The organism is Enterobacter nematophilus (genome assembly GCF_026344075.1).
Lineage (GTDB): Bacteria > Pseudomonadota > Gammaproteobacteria > Enterobacterales > Enterobacteriaceae > Enterobacter > Enterobacter nematophilus.
This window is the reverse complement of the sequence record NZ_JAPKNE010000002.1, coordinates 445,982-468,532: the sequence shown is the minus strand read 5'-3', so window position 1 is coordinate 468,532 and position 22,551 is coordinate 445,982. Positions and strand designations below refer to the sequence as shown.

Genomic DNA, 22,551 nt, shown 5'->3' with positions numbered 1-22,551 from the left:
GGGAAATCACCCGGTATAAAAAAGAAAAGGCTAAATGCATAGTTGAATCTAGGTTTGTATTCATCCAAACGCGTAAGGGATGCAACTCGGTTACATCTCTTACATGTTTTATCGTTTCTTACAAATAACTAAGATTTTTCCTAATTCGACGCAAACTCTACTCGTCAGATTTGCCACATACAATGCAGGCACCCTCAAATTTAAAAAAAATGTGATCTGCGTCACATAATTTAAGTGAATAGGCCCCATAAATCCATCAGTATGACTTCTAATTTGCTCATTTTTTGACCAATCAGCACTGTTTTGTATTCTTAATCGACGAATACTCATGCAGAAGCGTGAGCAAAAGTGGCACGCAACGTGCTTTTATCAGTGCGTGCAGCATCAGCAATCGTTACATCGCGTGTGCCTCAGGGACACATTTTGATTACCTCGATAAAACATATAGTTATGCGGGGTGACTAAAAAATTTGTTTCTGCACGTAATCATTTGAAATGCGTTTATAACTTGTTAAAACCATTTAATAGCGAAAGGGCAGAATTGTGTGACTTACGTTAAGTTGTTAATTTTTTTCATTTAGGCGCGTTTTTTAGTTATTCTTCTTATAAGAATAATTAATGAATAATTATGATAAGCTTCACACTAATGTCTTATTCAACTCTTGCGGAACCTGCAAATTCGCGGTAATGGTGATGTAACGCTGTCTGTCAGACATCTTAAGGAGTGCGCCATGAGTTACTCCCATCTTCTTGTTTCTGTTGCCGTTTCCCCCGAAAGCCACCAGCTCGTCGCCCGGGCCGTTTCGATCGCCAGGCCTCACAATGCGCGCATCAGCCTCATCACCCTTGAGGCCGAACCCGAGATGTACAATCAGCTGGCGGCCCCAATGCTGGAAGATATTCGTGAGGTATTGCAGGAAGAAACGCAGCAGTTTCTGCGAGAGCTTGTCGAAAAAGCAGATTACCCTGTTCATGAAACCGTTATTGCGACGGGGGAACTGAATGCCCATATTCTTGATATGTGCCGCAAGCAGAATATTGATTTAGTGATTTGCGGGAACCATAACCACAGCTTTATATCGCGGGCGACCTGCGCGGCAAAATCTATTATCGCCTCTAGCCAGGTGGACGTGCTGTTAGTGCCGCTTGGGGGGGCTTAACCCCCCCAGAGGAATATCAGGCAAGTTTAGGGAAGGTCGCGATCTTTTTTTGCAGATTGCCTTCATGACTTTGCGGGGCTATTTCGCGTAGATCCTCAATAAAACGTGCCTGCCAGTGATTAATATCGTTTTTACGGATCGTCTCCATCATTTCGGCATGGCGGGAAATACGCTCCGTCAGCGGCATGGTCAGCGCGCGGTTAAGAGCGTTAGCCACGTCATCCCGATCGTAAGGGTTCACGAGCAGCGCTGAAGTCAGTTCATTCGCGGCCCCGGCAAACTGGGAAAGCACCAGCACGCCAGGATCCGCCGGGTCCTGAGCCGCCACATACTCTTTTGCCACCAGGTTCATCCCGTCGCGCAGCGGCGTAACCAGGCCCACGTCGGCGTAGCGGAAGACCTTCATCAGGATCTTACGGTCAAAATGCTGATTCAGATAAAAGAGCGGCGTCCAGCCCAGTTGGCCGTAGCGCCCGTTGATGCGTCCCGCTTCTGTCTCCAGCTGATGGCGAATATCCTGATAGGCCTGCACTTCCCCGCGCGACGTTGGCGCGATCTGGGTATAGCGGATTTTACCGTGGTGCTGAGGGTATTTATCCAGCAGCGTTTCATACGCCAGGAAGCGTTCCGGCAGCCCTTTGGAATAATCCAGACGCTCTACCGAGAAGATATTCTTCACGTGCTTGAGTTCATTCTTAAGCTGGGCCAGCTTCGGCGGCAGCGGGCCGGAGGCCTGTTCCGCAATTTCGTCGGGTTCAATACCAATCGGATAAACCTCGGTGTGGAAGGTTTTCCCCCACGCCGTATGGGTTTTGCCGCCGCTGGTCGCCAGGCGCGTTTTGCCTGAAACGGAGTCCAGGAACGCGAGACGGTCATTTTCGGTCTGGAAGCCCAGCAGATCGTAATCACACAGCGCCTCCAGCAGTTCTTCATGCGGCGGCAGCGCGGTGAAAATTTCCGGCGTCGGGAACGGAATGTGCAGGAAGAAGCCAATTCGGTTATTGACTCCCCTTTTACGCAGCTCTCTGGCGAAGGGGAGCAGATGATAATCGTGGATCCATAAAATATCGTCTTCCTCTATTAAAGGCAGCAGTTTATCCGCCAGCAGCGCATTCACCCGCGAGTAGCCCTCGAAGGATTCACGCTGGAATTTCACCAGGTCAAGACGATAGTGAAACGCAGGCCACAGGACGGCATTGGAGAACTGCGAGTAATACTCGTCATAGTCTTTCTCTTTAAGCGCAAATGAAGCCCACGTAATGTTTCCGCGCGTCACCTTTGTAAGCGGTTTATCTTGTTCATTGATTTCACCGCTCCAGCCAAACCACAGCCCGCCAGCAGCTTTTAAGGCACCTAATACCCCTACCGCCAGGCCACCTGCACTGGCTTTTTTATCATCAGGCGGTGCGATTCGGTTAGAGACGACGACTAAGCGACCCATAATGGTTTCCCCCTTTGTTTTGCGCTATTTGTTGTTGTTGCTGGTTAGCGATATCAGAAATCCACTGCCAGACGCTGGCGACATTCGCCAGACGCCATTCAGCGACAGTGTCACCAGGCCCCACCTTGACGGCGATCCCTCCGGCCTGTTTCACCACGCGAAACCCGGCCTCATCGGTCAGGTCATCGCCAAAAAATACCGGTGTACGTCCCTTAAATGGCGCTTCCGCCATAAACGCCGCAATAGCGGCCCCCTTATTAATGCCCTCAGGTTTTATCTCTACGACGCACTTCCCCGGCTGCAGCGCGAGCTGCGGATGTGCATCGGCCACGCTGCGGGCAATCGCAAAGATCGCCGCTTCGTGGTGCGGAGCCTGCCGATAGTGCAAGGCGAACGCCATGCCTTTCGCTTCCAGTTCCGTGCCCGGAAGCGACGCCAGCGCCGTGGAGAGTTCAGCGTGTAACGCCTGAATTAAGGTATCGGGGAGTGATACAACATGCAGTTGATCATGGATATCGCGGCGCTCCGCTCCGTGTACACCGGCCAGCGGAAAGTGGTAAGGACTGGCGAGCACGTCCAGCTCGGCCATTGAGCGCCCTGAAATCAATGCCAATGCGCCCTCGTTCAGTCTGGAGAGCTGCTGCAAATTCTCTAGCACCGTATCCGGTACGACCACGTCGTCAGGATGCGGCTGGATCCCGGCGAGCGTCCCGTCGAGGTCAAAAAAGAAAGCATATTTTCCGGGCAGTACAGGCGGTGCGGTTAACAAGTCAGCCACCCTAATCCTCCTTACGGTTTACGAGAGGTAAACGCCTTTACCTCTTTCATAGCCATGTAAGTATAGACAGTGTGATGGGCCTCGCCATTTGACAACCGCCCCGCCAGCAAAACTGGCGAGGCGGTTCAGGGGTCAACTATGGTTATTAGTTGAGCAATAAAAAGTCAGCGCTGGGGTTACACGGTACGCTTCGCTTTTTGCTTGTAACGGTCGAAAATCACTGCTGCCAGCAGGATCAGGCCACGCACGACGTACTGAGAGAATGGCGAAATATTCAGCAGGTTCATGGCGTTCTCCACCGTGCCCAAAATCAGGATACCGGCCACCACATATGAGATTTTTCCGATGCCGCCCTTGAGGGAAACGCCCCCTAAAACGCAGGCTGAAATGACGATCAGCTCATAACCGATGGAGGTCATCGGCTGTCCGCTGGTCATACGCGAGGCCAGAATAATCCCGGCAGCGGCAGAAACCAGCCCCGAGAGCACGAAGATAATAATCTTGGTGCGTACGACCGGCACCCCTGCCAGCCGCGCCGCTTCTTCATTACCGCCGATCGCCAGCGTGTTACGACCAAAGGTGGTGCGGTTCAGCAGGAAGCCGAACAGGATCAGGCAGGCCACGGTGAGCCAGATAGGCGCCGGCAGGCCCAGCCAGTTGGCGTAGCCCAGCGTAAAGAAGCGCTCGTCTTCAATCCCCACCGCTTTACCGTCGGAGATGATATAGGCCAGGCCGCGGACTATCTGCATCGTCGCAAGCGTGGTAATCAGGGCGTTAATCTTCAGGCGTGCGATAACAAAACCGTTTACCAGACCGCTGATCACGCCGAGCAACAGACCGGCAAAAACGCCAATCCACAGGCTTTCCGTCATGTTGATCACCACCGCCGTGGTGACGCCCGCGCAGGCGATAACCGAGGCCACCGACAGGTCGAAATCACCGGAGGCCAGACAGAAGAGCATGCCGCAGGCCACCATGCCGGACATGGAAATAGCCAGCCCCAGCCCTTTCATATTAATGAAGGTGGCAAAATTAGGCACGAAGATCGCACAGGCGACGAAGAGTGCGGCAAAGACCACCAGCATGCCGTACTGGTCCCAGATACGGCCAAAGCTGAAAGCCGACTTCGGCGCTCCGGATGTAGTAACAGAGGACATCATTAACTCCTTACTCAGGCGACTGCCTGGCTGACTTTAGGCATGGCGAGGTTCAACGCCTGTTGTTCATTCGCCTGTTCATGAAGTAGTTCACCGGCGATTTCGCCTTCGCGCATCACTACAATGCGGTCGGCAACGCCAAGCACCTCAGGCAGATCGCTGGAGGCGAACAGCACCGCCACGCCGCGTTTTGCCAGTTCATAGATCACGTTGTAAATCTCGTGTTTTGCGCCCACATCGATACCGCGCGTCGGCTCGTCCAGCAAAATGACCTTCATATCCTCCGACAGCCAGCGGCCTAAAATGGCCTTCTGCTGGTTCCCGCCTGACAGATTCATAATCAGCTGTTCCGGTCCCGGCGTTTTGATATTCAGCGAGCGAATATGATGGTCGGCGTTGCTCGACTCCCAGCCGTCGTTAATCAGGCACCCCGCGCGGATAAACTTACGGCGGGCAGAAATGTTGATGTTGTCGCGCACCGAATGCACCGGAATGATCCCCTCCGCCTTGCGGTCTTCCGGGCAGAGCATCATCCCGGCCCCGATCGCGTGGGCAGGTTTCCGGATATCCACCTGCTCGCCGTCAATAGAGACCTGCCCTGCGGTAATGCGGGTACCGCCGAACAGCCCTTTCATCAGCTCGCTGCGCCCCGCCCCCACCAGACCAAACAGCCCGACGATCTCACCGCTGCGTACGGATAGCGAAACCGGCGTTCGCACGCCCGGCGCTTTGACGTTGTCCAGACGCAGGCGCTCGGGGCCGTACTCGCGGGGTTTCCAGTGATAGATATCGCCCAGATCGCGCCCGACCATCGCCTGAACAAGCTGGTCATGGTTAACCTGCTGCATATCGGTGAAGGTGCGCACATAGCGCCCATCTTTAAAGACGGTGATGGCATCGCTCAGGGCAAAAATCTCCTCCATGCGGTGCGAGACGTACAAAATGGTGCGGCCTTCCTGACGCAGCTCGCGGATCACGCGGAACAGGTTTTCGATTTCACGCGCCGAGAGCGAACTGGTGGGTTCATCAAAGGCAATCACTCTGGCGTTACGCGCCAGCGCCTTGGCAATTTCAACCATCTGCCACTGGCCGATGGAGAGGTATTTCAGCGGCGTCTGGGGATCGACGTCCAGACCCAGATGCTTAAGCTGCAGCCCCGCTTCATAATTAAGTAGCGAACGATTCACCACGCCGCTTTTGTGCGGAAGCTGCCCTAAATAGATGTTTTCGGCCACGGTCATCTCAGGGATGAGGTGCAGTTCCTGATAGATAATAGCGACACCGGCGTTGAGCGCCGCCGTGGTATCGGCAAAGGCCACCTCTTCACCGCGAATGGCCAGCGTGCCGGTTGTTGGCGCGTAGTTGCCGCTGAGGATTTTTAACAGCGTGGATTTCCCCGCTCCGTTTTCCCCCATCAGGGCATGAACCTGGCCGGCATAGCAGTCGAAGCTGATATCGGTCAGCGCGTTAACACCGGGGAACGTTTTCCCGATGCCGCGAAAAGAGAGATACGGATTAGACTGTTGCATAACGACTCCGTGATTCCTGTAGTGTGTACGTCTGGCCCCTTACGGTGAGTAAGGGGCACAATCACAGCGTATTACTTACCGCCCAGTCCTTTTTTCGCCAGTTCCTCTTTGAAGTTGTCGCGGGTAATCAGCACCACGTCGGTCACTTCGGTAAATTTCGGCGGTTCAGCCCCTTTGGTTACCCAGTTGTAGAGCATTTCGCTGGATTTGTAGCCGTGAACGTCCGGGCTTGGCAGCAGAGAGCCGTAGAAGCCGGTGGCCTGCGCCTTGGACAGCTCGCTGACCGCATCCACGCCGTTGATGCCGATGCCGATCACGTCAGGCGCCTTGAAGCCCTGACCTTCCGTTGCGCGCACGCCGCCCAGCACGGTGTTGTCGTTCATGCCGACCACCAGCCAGTGCTTCACTTCCGGGTGCTGGACCAGCATAGAGTTCGCGGCGTCGAAAGCGCCCGGGATATCGTTGGATTTGGTTGGCACTTTATAGATCTGTTTTTCCGGGAAGCCGGCCGCTTTCAGCGCGTCCATTGAACCGGTCGTACGACGTCGCGCCGTGTCCAGCTCGTCCGCGGTGATGGCCATGACGGCGGTCTCTTTCACATCCCAGCCGCGTTTCTGCATCTCTTTATAAAGCTCCTGCCCCTGACGTTCACCGATTTTGGTTGCCGCCATCATAACCAGCGGAACGCTGTCCATCGGTTTGCCTTTGGCGTTAACGAACTGATCGTCAACCGCAATAACCTTCATGTCATAACCGCGGGCTTTCGCCGCAATTGCTGACCCGAGTTTGGGATCCGGAGTACAAATAACAAAGCCTTTCGCGCCGCTGGCCGCCAGGCTGTCGATGGCGTTCAGCGTTTTCTCACCGTCCGGCACGGCGATTTTAATCACCTCAAAACCTAAATCTTTTCCGGCTTTATCAGCGAATTTCCACTCGGTTTGGAACCAGGGTTCTTCCGGCTGTTTTACCAAAAAACCGAGTTTTAAATTCTCAGCGATAGCGGATTGTGACATAACGGCAGCCAGACCGATGGCCGCCAGCGCTTTAGTAAATTTGTGCATGGTAAACTCCAGCTTTAGCATTCTTTTCTGTAGGGAAGATTTGCGTGCTTCTTATTTAATCGGACTTAAAACAAGGCATTAGCGCTTACCTCGTCATAAGCGTTATTGCTGGTGATAGTTTTAGCGGGAAATTAATCATCCATAAGAGAGCCGCATCACACCGCAGAATTACAGTAATTGCGTACATAAATTCAGCGAAAAATGACATAAAAAAGGCCGGAATTGTCAGACAAATGAAAGCAGGCTAAGCAGAATTATCCATAAGATTAGCTAAGAAATCCCTGATACCTTACGGCGGGTGGCGCTGCGGTTCCCCCCTGAACGGGATCCATGCTTTTCATCAAAAAAACAAAAGAGTCATGAAAAGGGGTTATTCCGTTAAAATTGATTTGGCGCAAATTTAGCAACGCATCATATATTTGAAAGGAATAATCTGTATTTATTTTTCTCACAGAGCATTATTCCGGCTAAATGTTCACGAAAGGAAATCAGCATACCAGGAAAGATACTTATCCTTTAATATCAACCACTTAAGGAATTCCATTTGATGGCTATATATTTGTATTTTTGTACTATATTAAAGTTTGTAATGTATGGTAAACACAGCCTAATTAAGAGTTTTCTTAATCCTGAGACAAAGGTATGCTTATTTATATCGAACACAGGAAGTGAATTTTCGATCGACTTTAGTCACTGCAAAAATTGCAATTCTGTTTTTCTTCGTATTTGCCTGGCTGTCAGGTTAAGCAGCGGACATCGCGTCCCACAGTCTATAAGGATATGAGTATGGCTACCCAAACGATGATGCAAAAACTTAACGCGCAGATGAACCTTGAGTTCTACGCCTCGAACCTGCACCTTCACTTAAGTGCATGGTGTTCCGAAAAAGCCTCACGGGCTCTGCCACGTTCTTTCGTTCACAGGCACAAAGCAACGTCACCCATATGATGCGCGTCTTTAACTTCCTGAAGGCCGCGGGGGCTAACCCGGTTGTTAAAGCCCTTGATGGGATCAACGAAAATTACTCTTCTCTGGAAGAACTGTTTCAGAAAACGCTGGAAGAGCATGAGCAGCGCTGCACGACGCTCAACAAGCTGGCCGATGAAGCCCGAGCACAGCATGACGTCATCACCCTTAAATTTTTACGCGATATGGATAAAGAACAGCAGCAGGACGGCGTGCTGCTGAAAACGCTGGCGGATGAAATCCACAATGCGCGACAGGCAGGTTTATGCCCGGAGCAAGCCGACCGCCACCTGCTCGATCTTGTGACGGTGCAGCACCACTAAGCGTTTTAACCTGCCCTTGCCCTGGTTCAGGGGGGCAGGTTCCTTTCTACCTCTTCAACCCACTGCTTTTGCTGAAATTTAACAAATCAGATCTCGCTCTCAATGATTAACCCTACAACATGTAATGATTTATTTAATTACATAATCATTGACGAGGGAAAAGCATGATCACCATTGAGTTTGTTGTCATTCTCCTCTGCCTGCTGACGGGAACACGTTTCGGCGGCATGGGGCTTGGGTTAATCAGCGGGATTGGCCTTTTTATTTTGTGTTTTGTCTTTGGGCTCCAGCCCGGCAAGCCTCCGGTTGACGTTATGTTGACCATTCTCGCGGTGATTGGCTGTGCCGCCACCCTGCAGACCGCGGGTGGCCTTAACGTCATGATGCAGTTTGCTGAACGCCTGCTGCGCAAACACCCGCAGCACATCACGCTTCTCGCCCCTTTTACGACCTGGACGCTGACCTTTCTGTGCGGCACCGGGCACGTGGTCTACACCATGTTCCCCATCATTGCGGATATCGCCCTGAAAAAAGGGATCCGCCCGGAACGCCCAATGGCGGTGGCATCGGTGGCATCCCAGATGGCGATCACCGCATCTCCGGTTTCCGTCGCCGTTGTGTCGCTGGTATCCATCCTGGCCGCACAGCATGGGATTGGGCACGCGTGGGGGATTCTGGAAATCCTCGCCGTGTCGGTTCCCGCTTCGCTTTTCGGCGTCGCGATTGCGGCCCTGTGGAGTTTACGCCGCGGGAAAGATTTAGCTGACGACGCGGAGTTTCAGGAGAAACTGAAAGATCCTAAACAGCGCGAGTTTATCTATGGCGGCACGGAGACGTTAATGAACCAGCGTTTTCCTAAGGAGGCCTACTGGTCGACATGGATTTTCTTTGCCGGTATTGCGGTGGTAGTCCTGCTCGGGGCCTTTCCCGAACTGCGCCCCGCCTTCGAGCTGAAAGGCAAAATGACGGCGCTGTCGATGAACCTCGTCATTCAGATGATGATGCTTATTGCCGGTGCCGTGATGCTGATGGCCTGCAAGGTCAATGCCTCCGCCATCTCAAACGGTGCGGTATTCAAGGCCGGGATGGTGGCGATCTTCTCGGTGTTCGGGGTGGCGTGGATGAGCGATACCTTTTTCCAGGCGCATCTCGATGAGTTAAAGCTGGCGCTGGAAGGCGTGGTTAAAAGCCATCCGTGGACGTATGCCATCGTGCTTTTCCTGGTGTCGAAGCTGGTAAACAGCCAGGCGGCGGCCCTGACGGCCGTGGCGCCGATGGGATTGATGCTGGGTATCGATCCAAAAATGCTGATCGCCTTCTTCCCGGCGTCCTACGGCTATTTTGTCCTGCCGACCTACCCGAGCGATTTAGCCTGCATCGGCTTTGACCGCTCGGGAACGACCCGCATCGGCAAATTCATCATTAACCACAGCTTTATTCTGCCGGGGCTAATTGGCGTAAGCTGCGCCTGCGCGGCGAGCTACCTGCTGGTGCAGACCTTCTTTTAACCGCGTCAACGGGCGACACGCGCGGTCGCCCGTTTGCAATTTTAATGAGACTCGCCCTGTGGGGTGAAGCGCAGCTCAATCAGCGCGATGGCTTTCTGGATCGCGCGAAGCGTAACCGGATCGGCAGCGGCAGGATGGCTGGCAAAATCGATGTTTTTCAGCTGGGTGGACATCTTCTCGCGCACTTCAACCGGTGCAATAACGTCCAGAACATCAAGAATTTGCTTGATAACCAGCTGGCAGGCGACAACGTCAGATACCAGCTCCTGATCGGCGCTCAGGTTTTGTGACATGGGTTTTCTCCTTATTCAAAGGCCGCCATAGTATCAAAACGCGGCCCCTGACATCTTCCCTTCCTCGCGTGCAGAGACAAAAAAACCTGCCGAAGCAGGTTTTTTTATCAGAACATGGCGCCAGGCGGCACGTCTTTGAAGGTGCGGCAGTAATTGGCCCACATGCTTTTCAGGATTTTGCGCAGTTTCATTGTGATGCTCCATTAACTTGTTATACAACTTTATAGTCAATGTGCCTATAATATGACCATCGTCACAAAAATCAATATTTTTGTGACGCACATCACAACTTAACTTTCGAAATCAGCTTTAGCCCACGATACCGCGAACAAAATCTTCGATAGCTTTATCCTGGCAATTTTCAAAGAAGCACTGCTGGAAACGCTGGCCGGAAACGGCGGTCTTCACCAGCTCAGGATCGATGGCGCGCAGCGAGTCCAGATAGTTATCTTTCACCACGGCCGCTTTCACCTGGTTCAGTATACCGGCGTTACGCACCTGCGGCTCTTTACGCTCTGGCGGATAACCCTCTCCTTTTCGGCCGGTAAACGCCTTTTCAAAGATAAAGCGAACGTTCAGCTCCGCTCCCCAGCCAAACCCTTTAGCAAAAGGCAGCGAAAGCGCATTGCCGTTGTTGATTTGCGCGAAGAGGAAAGCGTCTGCGGGATCGATGCAGTAGCCGCAAATCACGCCAGGGTGGATATTTAACGACATCAGCGCCCCCTGCCCGGTGCCGCAACCGGTGACCACGAAATCCACCGCTTTCGCATTCAGCAAAATGCTCGCCATAATGCCCAGGTGGATGTAGGTCAGGTGATGATCGTTTTCGTCGCTCATCCCCACGTTGTAAACCGGGAACCCTTTTTCATCGGCTACCGTTTTCAGCTCTTTTAGGATCACTGGATTTTTGGCCGCCTGGCTGTTTTCCATCATCAGTGCAATTTTCATTTATCTCTCCCGAATGCGCTGCGGGCACTCCCGCCTGGATACCTGTTCCTGTTCATCCTGGCATCAAATGAACAGACTTTCAAAGTAAATGAAATATGGTTTTAAAAAATCAAATTCGCGCTCACAAATTTGTGAGGAAAGGATCCACGCCGCCCGTTGCAAAGAGTGAGGGCAGATCGTCCGGCTATTCCTGGCATTGCAGCGGGCATCTGCGGGTACGATAACGTATCTCCCTTCACTCAGAGCGAACCATGAAAAGAATCATCGTAGCCGGTACTGCCCTGCTGCTCGCGGGGTGCAGCGTTAACCGCCAGGCGGAAATCAGCAGCCTCGACGCGCCGAACGGCATTGTCCGCCTCGACTACGGCCAGGCGGTGCTGCAAAACGCCTGGTCCGATGAATATGTCAATAACGGTACTGCGGTCAAAGCCTGTCAGAACATGGGATATGCTACCGCCTCTGCCTACGGGCAGCCGGTCAAAACCTGCACCCTGACAAGCGGCTCGTTGTGCCTGAACGAGAGCGTTACTATCCAGTATAAGTGCATGGGGTATGCCGTTAACCCTAAGGCAAATAATCCCTGGTATTAATCAAAGCTGCCAGCGTTTGCTGGCGCTTTATTTAACTAAGAACAAAAATAATTCGCATTAATAAAAATAAATATCGCCAATGCGTTTTATTCCCATTCGTATTTTGAATGAATAAATATTTAATTTTACGTTTTGCAAATAATTATATAACAAATTATAGTGTCGCTCATTATGAACCCGTAATAATAATCCGGAGCGCCACCATGCTGAAAACTGAAATGATCGACAAGCTCAATGCACAAATGAACCTTGAGCTCTATTCATCCCTTCTCTACCAGCAGATGAGCGCCTGGTGCAGCTATAACAGCTTTGAAGGTGCGGCCGCGTTTCTGCGTCGTCACGCTCAGGAAGAGATGACCCACATGCAGCGTCTGTTCGATTATCTGACCGATACGGGCAGCCTGCCGCGCATCGAGAACGTGGCATCGCCTTTTGCTGAATATAATTCTCTCGACGAACTGTTCCGCGCCACCTACGAGCACGAGCAGCTGATCACCCAAAAAATTAACGAACTGGTTCATGCAGCAATGATTGGCCAGGATTATCCAACCTTTAATTTCCTGCAGTGGTACGTCGCTGAACAACACGAAGAAGAGAAGCTGTTTAAATCCGTGCTGGATAAATTGTCGCTGGTAGGTAAATCCGGCGAAGGTCTTTACTTTATTGATAAAGAACTCTCGACTCTCGATACGCAGAATTAATATCAGCGCGGTGCCGGTTTCCGGCACCGCGTTTATTTACCTTCCCCACGCCTCAAAACACGCATTTTATTCCCCGTACGCCTTGTTTACGTCACGCCAGGCCGTCGCCCCACTCAGGATTGGCGGCAGTGCAATACGTAAATCTTTCATTACACCCCTTGTAACGGTGGTTTGACGAATTACCGCTTTTGCCTTACTCTGCGCCGCAGATTTTGTTGCGGTTAAGCGTCGTTGTAGAGGAAAGCGTGAAAAACAGAACCCTGGGAAGTATTTTTATCGTCGCCGGAACGACGATTGGCGCAGGAATGCTGGCAATGCCTCTGGCTGCCGCGGGAGTGGGATTTGGAATGACCCTGCTGCTGCTTGGCACGCTCTGGGCATTAATGTGCTACACCGCACTGCTGCTGCTTGAGGTTTACCAGCACGTGCCTGCCGATACCGGGCTGGGTTCGCTTGCGGCGCGCTACCTGGGACGCTACGGCCAGTGGATCACCGGCTTTAGCATGATGTTCCTGATGTACGCCCTCACGGCTGCCTATATCAGCGGTGCCGGGGAGCTTATCGCCTCCAGCGTCAACGACTGGTTTGGCTCAGACATTACCCCTGCAACGGGTGCCATCTTCTTTGCGCTCATCGGCGGCGGCGTGGTCTGCGTGGGGACCTCGCTGGTCGATCTGTTTAACCGCTTTCTGTTCAGCGCAAAAATCCTGTTTCTGGTTGTCATGCTGGCGCTGCTGGCACCGCACGTGCACAAGGTGAACCTCCTGACGCTGCCGCTGGAGCAAGGGCTGGCGCTTTCCGCCATTCCGGTCATTTTCACCTCGTTTGGCTTCCACGGCAGCGTGCCGAGCATCGTCAGCTATATGAACGGCGATGTCCGCAAGCTGCGTCGCGTGTTTGTTATCGGCAGCGCCATTCCGCTGATCGCCTACATTTTCTGGCAGCTGGTGACGCTGGGCAGCATTGACTCTTCCACCTTCGTCGGGCTGATGGCGCAGCACGCTGGCCTCAACGGTTTCCTAATGTCTCTGCGCGAGGTGGTCACCTCGCCGCACGTGGAGCTGGCGGTTCATCTGTTCGCCGACCTGGCGCTGGCGACCTCGTTCCTGGGCGTAGCGCTCGGCCTGTTCGATTACCTGGCCGACCTGTTCCAGCGTCGCAATACCGCCGCCGGGCGGTTACAGACCGGAGCCATCACCTTCCTGCCGCCGCTGGCGTTTGCGCTGTTTTACCCTCGCGGGTTTGTGATGGCGCTGGGCTACGCGGGGGTGGCGCTCTCGGTCCTGGCCCTGCTGCTCCCTTCCCTGCTGGCGTGGAAAAGCCGTCAGCAGCATCCTCAGCAAGGATATCGCGTCGCGGGGGGAAAACCGCTGCTGTGCGTTGTGTTTGGCTGCGGGGTGATGATTATTCTGGTGCAGGTGCTGATAGCAGCCGGAATGCTGCCGGAAGTGGGTTAAATAAAAAAGGGGCTATCGTCAGCCCCTTTTTTATCAGTGCAGGCAGCAGCTCTTAAACTTCTTCCCGCTGCCGCAAGGACACGGATCGTTACGCCCCACCTTCGTGCCGTTCACGACAGGCTTCTTCGCTTCCGGCTGCTGCGGGTTCTCCACCCAGTAGTTGTATAAGCGCAGGGCCGCAGGCTGGATGCGCTCAATGCTGGCGATATACTCCTCTTCGGACAGTTCATCCAGCTTCTCGCTGTTCTCTTCCGTTCCGTGCAGGGCTATCACGTCGAGATCGGCCTTCAGGGCTTCCGGCAGGGCTGACCAGTCCGTCAGCGCCACGCCGCGCATGTAGCCATAGCACCACTCTTCCACCACGGTGTAACTCTCACCGTCAACGTCGTTATAGCCGAACAGCGGCTCAAACTGATCCGGGTACTCGCTCAGGCGCTCGGCAATGTCGTTCATATGCTTAAAGCAGAGATCGATAAAACGGTTCATCTCGCGATCGTTTTTCCAGCGCGGGATGTACTTCTCTCCGCCCCACACCGCCACCAGCCAGGCATCTGGCTCAACGACAACAGGGCCGGAAAGCACTGCGGTAAGCATGCCGTCCAGCTCGGACACGTCAATCACGGACGCATCGTCATGACCGTAAGACATTAACGTCTCTTCCAGCCACGCCATTTCGCTTTCATTTAATGGACCTTCCGTCATCGCGGACACTCCTGATAAAAAAGGAAAGGATCCTACCACAGATCGCACGCCTTCCCTGGCTGAAGTTTAGGTCTTTATTGCTGCAAAAGTGTGCAAATCGTGACCGTTGCACAACTTATGGGCTTTATTGTTAACGATGTGTGATCTCCGCTGTAATTTCTTCTCCTGCCGCAGGGCGGGATAACGCGGCGCTCTATACTCAAACATGTCATAACCCCGTCAAGGGGTTAACCATTCTGGCAACGTTTTTGCTTGCTGTTCTTCGCGCGACGCTGCGCATGGAAACCTCGCCGTATCACGCAGGATGCCGTTCGTTTAGTGCATTTTGTTCTTGCTCGTGTTTTTGGATTAGCTGCGCCCTGGGCGTTCAGGCTTACGCCGTGGTGCAAAACCTCTTTGCTAAGGAACATAATAATGTCGCTGAAATTTATCAGAACTCCTGTTTCTCTTGTGCTGGCCGGCTGTCTGGTGACGGCGTTTTCCGCCCGGGCAGATATCGTGATTGGTGTCGCCGGACCGTTCACGGGCCCTAATGCCACCTACGGCGATCAGTACTGGCACGGCGCAACGCAGGCCGCCGAAGACATTAACGCCGCAGGCGGTATTAACGGTGAGAAGATCAAACTGGTTCAGGGGGATGACGCCTGCGAGCCTAAGCAGGCCGTGGCCGTCGCCAACCGCCTGGTCGACCAGGATAAGGTCAACGCCGTGGTCGGCCATTTCTGCTCCTCTTCCACTATGCCCGCCTCCGAGGTGTATAGCGACGCGGGCATCATCGCGATTACCCCCGGCTCAACTAACCCGCAGATCACCGAACGCGGCATGAGCGACATGTTCCGCATGTGCGGCCGCGATGATCAGCAGGGCCAGGTCGCCAGCGACTTCATCATCGACAAGCTGAAAGCCAAACGCGTGGTTATCATTCACGATAAAGACACCTACGGACAGGGGCTGGCAGACGCCACCAAAGCGGCGCTGGCGAAGCGCGGGGTCAAGGATGTGATGTACGAAGGTTTATCCCGCGGTGAAAAAGACTTTAACGCGCTGGTGACCAAGATCGGCGCGCAAAAACCGGACGTGGTGTTCTTCGGCGGCTGTCACCCGGAAGCCGGCCCGCTGGTTCGCCAGATGCGTGAACAGGGCGTGCAGGCGAAATTCTTCTCCGGCGACTGCATCGTCAACGAAGAGATGGTGACGGCGGCGGGCGGCCCGCAATACACCAACGGCATTTACATGACCTTCGGTAAAGATCCGCGCCTGATCCCGGACGGTAAAGCGGTTATCGACAAATTCCGCGCCGGTAAATTCGAGCCTGAAGGTTATACCCTCTACTCCTATGCCTCCGTACAGGCCATTGCCGCAGCCTTCAAGGCCACCGGCGGCAAGGACTCCGCTAAAGCCAGCGAGTGGCTGAAAGCCAATTCCGTCGACACGGTGATGGGCAAAAAAGCCTGGGATAGCAAAGGCGACCTGAAAGTGTCTGACTACGTGGTTTACCAGTGGGACGACAAGGGAAAATATAAGGAAGTGCAGTAACGGGACGGAGTCACGCTCAACGTCGGCGGGCTTGCCCGTCGGCGCGTAATAAACATCAGGCTGCGCGCCTCGCGCAGCCTATAAAACGAGCGCGCTAAGATGAGTACATTCTTCCTGCAGCAGTTAGTCAATGGCTTAACGCTGGGCTCCGTCTACGGCCTGATCGCCATCGGCTACACCATGGTGTACGGCATTATCGGGATGATCAATTTCGCCCACGGCGAAGTGTATATGATTTCCGCCTATCTCTGCGCCATTGGCCTGGCGCTGCTCTCTTTCTTCGGGCTTGAGTCCTTCCCCCTGCTGATTCTGGGTACGCTGGTGTTCACCATCGCGGTAACCGGCGTGTACGGCTGGACTATCGAGCGTATCGCCTACAGGCCGCTGCGGAACTCCACGCGCCTGGCGCCGCTTATCTCCGCCATCGGGATGTCGCTTATCCTGCAAAACTACGCCCAGCTGAGCCAGGGTCCGCGCCAGCAAGGGGTGCCGACCATGCTCGACGGCGTGATTCGCCTGCATCTTGGCGACGGGTTCGTGCAGGTAACCTACACCAAAGTGTTTATTCTGCTCGCCTCGTTTGCCGGCATGCTGGTGCTTACGTGGATAATCAACCATACCCGGCTGGGGCGGATGTGCCGCGCGGTACAGCAGGATCGGAAGATGGCCTCCATTCTGGGCATTAACACCGACCGAATTATTTCCCTGGTCTTTGTTATCGGCGCGGCGATGGCCGGCCTGGCGGGCGTGCTCATCACCATGAATTACGGCACCTTTGATTTCTACGTCGGGTTTGTGATTGGCATTAAGGCCTTTACGGCGGCGGTGCTCGGCGGCATCGGTTCCCTGCCCGGCGCCATGCTGGGTGGCCTCATCCTCGGCGTCGCGGAAGCTCAGTTCTCGGGCATGGTGAACTCGGACTATAAAGATGTCTTCTCGTTTGGCCTGCTGGTCATGATCCTGATTTTCCGACCCCAGGGTCTGCTCGGGCGCCCGGTCGTGGCCAAAGTGTGAGGGAGAGACTGATGACATCACACGGGTTTTCGCTTAAGCGCTGCATTCTGGACGCGATTTTTTCCGGACTGATTGCGCTGATAATCTTCGGCCCCATTGCGGGCGTGGTGCTGGACGGGTACAGCTTTAACTTCGCCGGACAGCGGCTGGCCTGGATGGTTGGCATCGTCATGCTGGGGCGTTTTCTGTTGAGCGCCTTTTTAGGTACCGCCGCGGGGGCCCGTTTCCAGGCGCGCTTCGAAGCCGATAGCGCGGGCGTCTATGTTCGGCCACCGGAATATAAGAGCCGCATGCGCTGGATTATTCCTCTGGTGATTACCCTTGCGGTTTGCTTCCCGTTTGTCGCCACTAAATATGTCCTGACCGTCGCCATTCTCGGGCTGATCTACGTGCTTCTCGGTCTGGGGCTAAACATCGTCGTGGGGCTGGCCGGCCTGCTGGACCTGGGGTACGTTGCCTTCTACGCGATTGGCGCGTACGGTCTGGCGCTGGGATACCAGTATCTCGGCTTAGGCTTCTGGAGCATGCTGCCGCTGGCGGCAATCATGGCCGCCGCCGCCGGTGCCCTGCTCGGTTTCCCGGTACTGCGCATGCACGGCGACTATCTGGCGATCGTCACCCTCGGGTTCGGGGAGATCATTCGCCTGATCCTGAACAACTGGCTGACCTTCACCGGCGGCCCCAATGGCGTCTCGGCCCCTCCCCCCACCTTTTTCGGCCTGGAATTTGGACGACGCGCGAAAGAAGGCGGCGTGCCTTTTCACGAGTTTTTCCACCTGACCTACAACCCGAACATGAAGTTTATCTTTATCTATACCGTGCTGTTTCTGGTGGTGATGCTGGTGCTCTACGTCAAGCACCGCCTGACGCGGATGCCGATTGGCCGGGCGTGGGAAGCCCTGCGTGAAGACGAAATTGCCTGCCGCTCGATGGGGTTGAATCACGTCCTGGTGAAGCTCTCCGCCTTTACGCTGGGGGCGTCGACCGCGGGGATTGCCGGGGTGTTCTTCGCCACCTATCAGGGGTTCGTGAATCCGACCTCCTTTACCTTCTTTGAATCCGCGCTGATCCTCGCCATCGTGGTGCTGGGCGGCATGGGCTCGACGCTTGGCGTGGTGCTGGCCGCCTTTGTGCTTACGGTCACGCCGGAGCTGCTGCGCAGTTTTGCCGAGTACCGTGTCCTGCTGTTTGGCATGCTGATGGTGGTGATGATGATCTGGCGTCCACGCGGCCTGATCCGCATTAACCGCAGCGGGTTTGCCGTGCGTAAGGGCGTGGCGCCATGAACGGGACGATATTGCGCGTTGAGCATCTGATGATGCACTTCGGCGGGATTAAGGCGCTTAACGACGTGAATCTGGACGTGCAGCGCGGCTCCATTACCGCCCTTATCGGGCCAAACGGAGCGGGAAAAACAACCGTGTTTAACTGCCTGACCGGCTTCTATAAGGCCTCCGGCGGCAATATTTTATTTTCTACCCGCACTAAAACGACCAACGTTATTCAGGTCCTCGGACAAAAATTCCAGCCGGGCGACTGGATTAACCCCGCGCAGTTCGGGCAGCGCCTGTTCTACAAAATGTTTGGCGGAACGCACCTGGTCAACCGCGCCGGGCTGGCTCGCACATTCCAGAACATCCGCCTTTTTCGCGAGATGTCGGTCGTGGAAAACCTGCTGGTCGCGCAGCATATGCGCGTTAACCGCAATCTGCTCGCCGGGATCTTAAACACGCCGGCATATCGGCGGGCGGAAAGCGACGCCCTGGACAGGGCCTTCTACTGGCTGGAAGTGGTGGATCTGGTGGAGTGCGCCAATCGCCTGGCGGGGGAGATGTCGTACGGGCAGCAGCGGCGTCTGGAGATCGCGCGGGCAATGTGTACCGGGCCCGAGATGATCTGCCTTGATGAGCCCGCCGCCGGGCTTAACCCGGTCGAAACGCATAAGCTGAGCAGCATTATTCGTTTTCTTCGGGATCGTCATGACATCACGGTCTTACTGATTGAACATGATATGGGGATGGTGATGGAGATTTCGGACGACATTATCGTGCTCGACCACGGTGACGTGATTGCCAGAGGCAAACCCGAACAAATTCAGCATGATGAAAAGGTGATCGCCGCCTACCTGGGCACGGACGAAAGCGAGGTGCCCCTATGACCGAACCGCTGCTGGCATTTCGCGAGGTGGATGTGTTTTACGGAGCCATTCAGGCGCTGAAGCAGGTCTCCCTGGAGGTCAATAAGGGTGAAACCGTGGCGCTGATTGGCGCGAACGGCGCGGGTAAGTCGACATTGCTGATGTCTATCTTTGGCCAGCCGCGCATCCGCAGCGGTCAGATTTTGTTCGGCGGTGACGACATCAGCCATCAATCCACCCACTACGTCGCGTCCAGCGGCATTGCGCAGGCGCCTGAAGGCCGGCGCGTCTTCCCGGATATGACCGTTGAAGAGAACCTGCTGATGGGGACCATCCCCATTGGCAACCAGTTTGCGGTTGAAGATATGCAAACCATGTTCGACCTGTTCCCTCGTCTCAAGGAGCGGCGCAAGCAGCGCGCGATGACCATGTCCGGCGGAGAACAGCAGATGCTGGCGATCGCCCGGGCGCTGATGAGCCGTCCCAGGCTGCTGCTGCTTGATGAACCGAGCCTGGGCTTAGCGCCGATAGTGGTGAAGCAGATCTTCCAGACGCTGCGCGAGCTGGCCCGCAACGGCATGACCATCTTTCTGGTAGAGCAGAACGCGCACCACGCGCTGAAGCTTTCCGATCGCGGGTATGTGATGGTTAACGGGCAGATCAGGTTGAGCGGCAGCGGCGAGGAGCTGCTGGGAAATCAGGAGGTGAGGAAGGCGTATTTGGGTGGGGTGTGATTTAATATGAAAGGAATCGTTAAAATTATTTTTATATAAATAACAATGAGATATTCACGACAGGTATAGCACGCAATGCCTTGAGACGGCCTGAGTTTGTTGATTTATTAGTATCTGATAATCACGTCAAACTCACTGAAAAGGAGCGTTCAGAATGGCTATACCCGCATATTTATGGCTCAAAGATGACGGAGGTGCGAATATTACAGGTTCTGTAGATGTTCAGCACCGTGAAGGTAGCATTGAGGTTTTATCGTTTGGCCATGGTTTACACATTCCAACCGATGGCAATACGGGGAAACTAACCGGCACCCGCGTCCACTCCCCACTAACAATCGAAAAAGAGTTTGATTCATCCTCTCCTTACCTTTACCGGGCTGTAGCAACTGGCCAGACCCTAAAGTCAGCTGAAATCAAATGGTACCGTATCAACGATGCGGGGCAGGAAGTTGAGTATTTCAATATGCTTTTAGAAAATGTGAAAATCGTAGGGATAACGCCTGTTATGCATAACGTAAAAAATCCCTCAATGGAAAAACACAACCATCTTGAGGCGATCGAACTGCGTTATGAGAAAATCACCTGGAAGCACTGCGACGGGAACATCCAGTTTACTGACGGCTGGAATATTCGGGTTACAGCATGATTATTGCGCGCTATGCATTGAATGGCTTACCGTCATCTGTTCTTACCGTTCCGGGTGTAGGGAACTTTCCGGCATTCTCAGGCCAGCTCTATGGCAGAAACAATCTGACTATGGCAAGCAAACCAGAAATCGGGCCGATCCCGCCTGGACGTTACTTCATCGTGAACCGACAGAGCGGAGGCAGGCTCGGAGGACTAAGTGATTTTGCCCTGAAAAATATTTATGGCACCGATCGCTCAAAATGGTTTGCCTTATACAAAGATGACTGGCAGATAGATGATCAAGTTTTTGTTGAAGGTGTCCGGCGCGGCCATTTCCGCCTCCATCCGATAGGACCAAGAGGGTTAAGCGAAGGCTGTATAACCCTTCTTCATCTGAGTGACTTTGATTACTTGTACGAAGCTCTTATGAAAACAACTATGATGCCAGTACCTTGCACGAGCTTTAAAGCTTACGGGACAATAACAGTAACATGAGGACTTTTATAGAAATCACCTTCAGCCTTGCAATCGGTCTTATCAGTTTTCTTTTATACACGCGCTGGCTTTTTATCTTGATACCTGCCGAATGGGCTTATGCAGTGATGGATCATTTCGGCACATACGGGATAGAAGAACTGGAGGATACGTTAGTCGATATCGCCTCTTTGTTTGGATTGCTTCCGGCGATTCTTACTGGCTTGTTAGTAAGGAAATTAGTAAAACGAATGTGATTTATGAGCCTTCAGGCGTAGAGTCTCGAAGGCTTTTTTGACTCGGAAATGGAAAATGGTACAGTGAAAATGCTGAAGTAACGCAAATGAAATAAAAAAACCACCTTTCGGTGGTTTATACGACACTGCTTATTGCTTTGATTATTCTTTGATTCCCATGGTACCCGGAGTGGGACTTGAACCCACACAGCGCGAACGCCGAGGGATTTTAAATCCCTTGTGTCTACCGATTCCACCATCCGGGCTCGGGAAGAAAGTGGAGGCGCGTTCCGGAGTCGAACCGGACTAGACGGATTTGCAATCCGCTACATAACCGCTTTGCTAACGCGCCGTAAAACTTTTCAAACTGACACCCGCTGTTGCGCATGTCTTTAATCTGGAGCGGGAAACGAGACTCGAACTCGCGACCCCGACCTTGGCAAGGTCGTGCTCTACCAACTGAGCTATTCCCGCATGTCATCAAGTTAACTGCTAACCACTTGATTTCATTATCGTCCGGCTTGCTGTGCCGCCGTTCGATGCGTTGCATTCTACTGATATGACGTTATGAGTCAACGTTATTTTTTGCTTGTCTGGATTGTTTGCTGAAAATTACGGCGAAACGATCACTGATCAAGCAAATCTCCGCGCGCAGCGTTCAAATATTGCAGCATTGACCACAGCGTTAGCACCGCCGCTACCCACAGGAGACCAATACCCGCCCATTCAACCCAGGCGTTCGGGCGCCAGAGCATCCACACCAGCGCCGCCATCTGCGCGGTGGTTTTCACTTTACCAATCCAGGAGACCGCCACGCTGCTGCGTTTCCCCAGCTCCGCCATCCACTCACGCAGCGCAGAGATGATGATCTCACGGCCGATCATCGTTGCGGCGGGCAGCGTCACCCACCAGGTATGATAGTGCTCAGCCACCAGCACCATCGCGATAGCGACCATCACTTTATCCGCTACCGGATCGAGAAACGCGCCGAAACGGGTGCTCTGGTTCCAGCGGCGCGCCAGATAGCCATCAAACCAGTCAGTTACCGCTGCGATAAGGAAGATCAATGCGCAGGCAAACGGTGCCCAGACGACCGGCAGGTAAAATGCCAGCACAAAGAACGGAATGAGTACAACACGAAAGAGAGTGAGCAACGTAGGGATATTATATTGCATAGTG

General features: G+C 53.8%; 22 protein-coding genes, 3 tRNA genes and 1 pseudogene. 13 read left to right on the top strand and 13 right to left on the bottom strand.

The genetic code is table 11. From position 1 onward, the window contains the following. Positions 1–731 precede the first annotated feature (731 nt). On the top strand, positions 732–1,160 hold the full coding sequence (gene uspC, locus OSH03_RS08885; RefSeq protein ID WP_266178844.1) for a universal stress protein UspC: 429 nt from the start codon (positions 732–734) through the stop codon (positions 1,158–1,160). A gap of 16 nt (positions 1,161–1,176) precedes the next feature. Here uspC and otsA read toward each other — a convergent pair whose 3' ends face one another. The 5 genes from otsA to araF all read right to left on the bottom strand — a co-directional run bounded on the left by otsA (position 1,177) and on the right by araF (position 7,126). Continuing rightward, a complete protein-coding gene (gene otsA / locus OSH03_RS08880) occupies positions 1,177–2,601 on the bottom strand; it encodes an alpha,alpha-trehalose-phosphate synthase (protein WP_266178843.1) in 1,425 nt (474 codons plus the stop codon). After that, complete coding sequence (gene otsB / locus OSH03_RS08875; RefSeq protein WP_266178842.1) at positions 2,576–3,379, bottom strand: trehalose-phosphatase; 804 nt, start codon at positions 3,377–3,379, stop codon at positions 2,576–2,578. Before otsB ends, otsA begins: the two co-directional genes overlap by 26 nt. Before the next feature lie 176 nt (positions 3,380–3,555). After that, the gene (gene araH / locus OSH03_RS08870; RefSeq protein WP_266178929.1) at positions 3,556–4,536 is read right to left on the bottom strand and encodes an arabinose ABC transporter permease AraH; all 981 of its coding nucleotides are present in this window, start codon (positions 4,534–4,536) and stop codon (positions 3,556–3,558) included. 14 nt (positions 4,537–4,550) lie between these two features. After that, entirely contained in the window at positions 4,551–6,065 is a 1,515-nt protein-coding gene (gene araG, locus OSH03_RS08865) for an L-arabinose ABC transporter ATP-binding protein AraG (RefSeq protein WP_266178841.1), read from the bottom strand. A gap of 71 nt (positions 6,066–6,136) precedes the next feature. After that, a complete protein-coding gene (gene araF, locus OSH03_RS08860; RefSeq protein ID WP_008500409.1) occupies positions 6,137–7,126 on the bottom strand; it encodes an arabinose ABC transporter substrate-binding protein AraF in 990 nt (329 codons plus the stop codon). A 786-nt stretch (positions 7,127–7,912) separates the two neighbouring features. On the opposite strand from araF, the pseudogene OSH03_RS08855 reads away from it, so the two are divergent. Together OSH03_RS08855 and OSH03_RS08850 are read left to right on the top strand one after the other, a co-directional pair. After that, positions 7,913–8,415, top strand: a pseudogene (locus OSH03_RS08855) (non-heme ferritin-like protein). Between the two features lie 164 nt (positions 8,416–8,579). Next, positions 8,580–9,923 (top strand): anaerobic C4-dicarboxylate transporter, encoded by a 1,344-nt coding sequence (locus OSH03_RS08850; RefSeq protein ID WP_266178840.1) that lies wholly within the window; start codon positions 8,580–8,582, stop codon positions 9,921–9,923. Positions 9,924–9,964: 41 nt separating this feature from the next. Here OSH03_RS08850 and OSH03_RS08845 read toward each other — a convergent pair whose 3' ends face one another. The 3 genes from OSH03_RS08845 to OSH03_RS08835 all read right to left on the bottom strand — a co-directional run bounded on the left by OSH03_RS08845 (position 9,965) and on the right by OSH03_RS08835 (position 11,164). Beyond that, a complete protein-coding gene (locus OSH03_RS08845; RefSeq protein WP_008500405.1) occupies positions 9,965–10,216 on the bottom strand; it encodes a DUF2766 family protein in 252 nt (83 codons plus the stop codon). A 107-nt stretch (positions 10,217–10,323) separates the two neighbouring features. Beyond that, the gene (azuC, locus tag OSH03_RS08840) at positions 10,324–10,407 is read right to left on the bottom strand and encodes a stress response protein AzuC (RefSeq protein ID WP_014884364.1); all 84 of its coding nucleotides are present in this window, start codon (positions 10,405–10,407) and stop codon (positions 10,324–10,326) included. Between the two features lie 118 nt (positions 10,408–10,525). Beyond that, a complete protein-coding gene (locus OSH03_RS08835) occupies positions 10,526–11,164 on the bottom strand; it encodes an RpiB/LacA/LacB family sugar-phosphate isomerase (RefSeq protein WP_266178839.1) in 639 nt (212 codons plus the stop codon). A gap of 251 nt (positions 11,165–11,415) precedes the next feature. Between OSH03_RS08835 and yecR the strand changes: the two genes are divergently transcribed. From yecR to tyrP, 3 genes are all read left to right on the top strand, one after another. Next, positions 11,416–11,754 (top strand): YecR family lipoprotein, encoded by a 339-nt coding sequence (yecR, locus tag OSH03_RS08830; protein WP_266178838.1) that lies wholly within the window; start codon positions 11,416–11,418, stop codon positions 11,752–11,754. Between the two features lie 203 nt (positions 11,755–11,957). Beyond that, positions 11,958–12,455, top strand: a complete 498-nt coding sequence (gene ftnA / locus OSH03_RS08825) for a non-heme ferritin (RefSeq protein ID WP_253542608.1) — start codon at positions 11,958–11,960, stop codon at positions 12,453–12,455. Positions 12,456–12,700: 245 nt separating this feature from the next. Further along, positions 12,701–13,912, top strand: coding sequence for a tyrosine transporter TyrP (gene tyrP / locus OSH03_RS08820; RefSeq protein WP_266178837.1), 1,212 nt, complete (start codon positions 12,701–12,703; stop codon positions 13,910–13,912). Between the two features lie 33 nt (positions 13,913–13,945). Here the strand turns inward: tyrP and OSH03_RS08815 are convergent, their stop codons facing one another. After that, positions 13,946–14,614, bottom strand: coding sequence for a YecA/YgfB family protein (locus OSH03_RS08815; RefSeq protein WP_253542613.1), 669 nt, complete (start codon positions 14,612–14,614; stop codon positions 13,946–13,948). Between the two features lie 414 nt (positions 14,615–15,028). Between OSH03_RS08815 and OSH03_RS08810 the strand changes: the two genes are divergently transcribed. The 7 genes from OSH03_RS08810 to OSH03_RS08780 all read left to right on the top strand — a co-directional run bounded on the left by OSH03_RS08810 (position 15,029) and on the right by OSH03_RS08780 (position 21,157). Next, the gene (locus OSH03_RS08810) at positions 15,029–16,150 is read left to right on the top strand and encodes a branched-chain amino acid ABC transporter substrate-binding protein (protein ID WP_061097836.1); all 1,122 of its coding nucleotides are present in this window, start codon (positions 15,029–15,031) and stop codon (positions 16,148–16,150) included. A gap of 99 nt (positions 16,151–16,249) precedes the next feature. Further along, on the top strand, positions 16,250–17,164 hold the full coding sequence (locus OSH03_RS08805; RefSeq protein ID WP_266178836.1) for an ABC transporter permease subunit: 915 nt from the start codon (positions 16,250–16,252) through the stop codon (positions 17,162–17,164). An 11-nt stretch (positions 17,165–17,175) separates the two neighbouring features. Continuing rightward, positions 17,176–18,450, top strand: a complete 1,275-nt coding sequence (gene livM / locus OSH03_RS08800; protein ID WP_253542618.1) for a high-affinity branched-chain amino acid ABC transporter permease LivM — start codon at positions 17,176–17,178, stop codon at positions 18,448–18,450. Beyond that, positions 18,447–19,322 (top strand): ATP-binding cassette domain-containing protein, encoded by an 876-nt coding sequence (locus tag OSH03_RS08795; protein WP_266178835.1) that lies wholly within the window; start codon positions 18,447–18,449, stop codon positions 19,320–19,322. The genes livM and OSH03_RS08795 overlap by 4 nt, the downstream gene beginning before the upstream one ends. Beyond that, positions 19,319–20,035, top strand: coding sequence for an ABC transporter ATP-binding protein (locus OSH03_RS08790; protein WP_266178834.1), 717 nt, complete (start codon positions 19,319–19,321; stop codon positions 20,033–20,035). Before OSH03_RS08795 ends, OSH03_RS08790 begins: the two co-directional genes overlap by 4 nt. A 154-nt stretch (positions 20,036–20,189) precedes the next feature. Then, entirely contained in the window at positions 20,190–20,681 is a 492-nt protein-coding gene (locus tag OSH03_RS08785) for an Hcp family type VI secretion system effector (protein ID WP_024909777.1), read from the top strand. Beyond that, positions 20,678–21,157 (top strand): DUF2778 domain-containing protein, encoded by a 480-nt coding sequence (locus OSH03_RS08780; protein ID WP_253542624.1) that lies wholly within the window; start codon positions 20,678–20,680, stop codon positions 21,155–21,157. The genes OSH03_RS08785 and OSH03_RS08780 overlap by 4 nt, the downstream gene beginning before the upstream one ends. A 394-nt stretch (positions 21,158–21,551) precedes the next feature. On the opposite strand, the gene OSH03_RS08775 is transcribed toward OSH03_RS08780, so the two are convergent. The 4 genes from OSH03_RS08775 to pgsA form a co-directional block, all read right to left on the bottom strand. After that, a tRNA-Leu gene (locus OSH03_RS08775) sits at positions 21,552–21,638 on the bottom strand. 12 nt (positions 21,639–21,650) lie between these two features. Further along, positions 21,651–21,724, bottom strand: a tRNA-Cys gene (locus OSH03_RS08770). A 46-nt stretch (positions 21,725–21,770) separates the two neighbouring features. Next, positions 21,771–21,846 (bottom strand) — tRNA-Gly (locus OSH03_RS08765). A 152-nt stretch (positions 21,847–21,998) separates the two neighbouring features. Continuing rightward, a complete protein-coding gene (pgsA, locus tag OSH03_RS08760; protein ID WP_008500348.1) occupies positions 21,999–22,547 on the bottom strand; it encodes a CDP-diacylglycerol--glycerol-3-phosphate 3-phosphatidyltransferase in 549 nt (182 codons plus the stop codon). Between the last annotated feature and the right edge of the window lie 4 nt (positions 22,548–22,551).

What these genes read in the sequence shown, in the direction of transcription:
- OSH03_RS08815 (WP_253542613.1), bottom strand. Translation starts at nt 14,614, where the DNA reads ATGACGGAAGGTCCATTAAATGAAAGCGAAATGGCGTGGCTGGAAGAG.
- pgsA (WP_008500348.1), bottom strand. Translation starts at nt 22,547, where the DNA reads ATGCAATATAATATCCCTACGTTGCTCACTCTCTTTCGTGTTGTACTC.
- OSH03_RS08805 (WP_266178836.1), top strand. Translation starts at nt 16,250, where the DNA reads ATGAGTACATTCTTCCTGCAGCAGTTAGTCAATGGCTTAACGCTGGGC.
- uspC (WP_266178844.1), top strand. Translation starts at nt 732, where the DNA reads ATGAGTTACTCCCATCTTCTTGTTTCTGTTGCCGTTTCCCCCGAAAGC.
- OSH03_RS08780 (WP_253542624.1), top strand. Translation starts at nt 20,678, where the DNA reads ATGATTATTGCGCGCTATGCATTGAATGGCTTACCGTCATCTGTTCTT.
- OSH03_RS08810 (WP_061097836.1), top strand. Translation starts at nt 15,029, where the DNA reads ATGTCGCTGAAATTTATCAGAACTCCTGTTTCTCTTGTGCTGGCCGGC.
- OSH03_RS08785 (WP_024909777.1), top strand. Translation starts at nt 20,190, where the DNA reads ATGGCTATACCCGCATATTTATGGCTCAAAGATGACGGAGGTGCGAAT.
- OSH03_RS08835 (WP_266178839.1), bottom strand. Translation starts at nt 11,164, where the DNA reads ATGAAAATTGCACTGATGATGGAAAACAGCCAGGCGGCCAAAAATCCA.
- araG (WP_266178841.1), bottom strand. Translation starts at nt 6,065, where the DNA reads ATGCAACAGTCTAATCCGTATCTCTCTTTTCGCGGCATCGGGAAAACG.
- azuC (WP_014884364.1), bottom strand. Translation starts at nt 10,407, where the DNA reads ATGAAACTGCGCAAAATCCTGAAAAGCATGTGGGCCAATTACTGCCGC.
- araH (WP_266178929.1), bottom strand. Translation starts at nt 4,536, where the DNA reads ATGTCCTCTGTTACTACATCCGGAGCGCCGAAGTCGGCTTTCAGCTTT.
- yecR (WP_266178838.1), top strand. Translation starts at nt 11,416, where the DNA reads ATGAAAAGAATCATCGTAGCCGGTACTGCCCTGCTGCTCGCGGGGTGC.
- otsA (WP_266178843.1), bottom strand. Translation starts at nt 2,601, where the DNA reads ATGGGTCGCTTAGTCGTCGTCTCTAACCGAATCGCACCGCCTGATGAT.
- araF (WP_008500409.1), bottom strand. Translation starts at nt 7,126, where the DNA reads ATGCACAAATTTACTAAAGCGCTGGCGGCCATCGGTCTGGCTGCCGTT.
- livM (WP_253542618.1), top strand. Translation starts at nt 17,176, where the DNA reads ATGACATCACACGGGTTTTCGCTTAAGCGCTGCATTCTGGACGCGATT.
- ftnA (WP_253542608.1), top strand. Translation starts at nt 11,958, where the DNA reads ATGCTGAAAACTGAAATGATCGACAAGCTCAATGCACAAATGAACCTT.
- OSH03_RS08790 (WP_266178834.1), top strand. Translation starts at nt 19,319, where the DNA reads ATGACCGAACCGCTGCTGGCATTTCGCGAGGTGGATGTGTTTTACGGA.
- OSH03_RS08845 (WP_008500405.1), bottom strand. Translation starts at nt 10,216, where the DNA reads ATGTCACAAAACCTGAGCGCCGATCAGGAGCTGGTATCTGACGTTGTC.
- OSH03_RS08795 (WP_266178835.1), top strand. Translation starts at nt 18,447, where the DNA reads ATGAACGGGACGATATTGCGCGTTGAGCATCTGATGATGCACTTCGGC.
- OSH03_RS08850 (WP_266178840.1), top strand. Translation starts at nt 8,580, where the DNA reads ATGATCACCATTGAGTTTGTTGTCATTCTCCTCTGCCTGCTGACGGGA.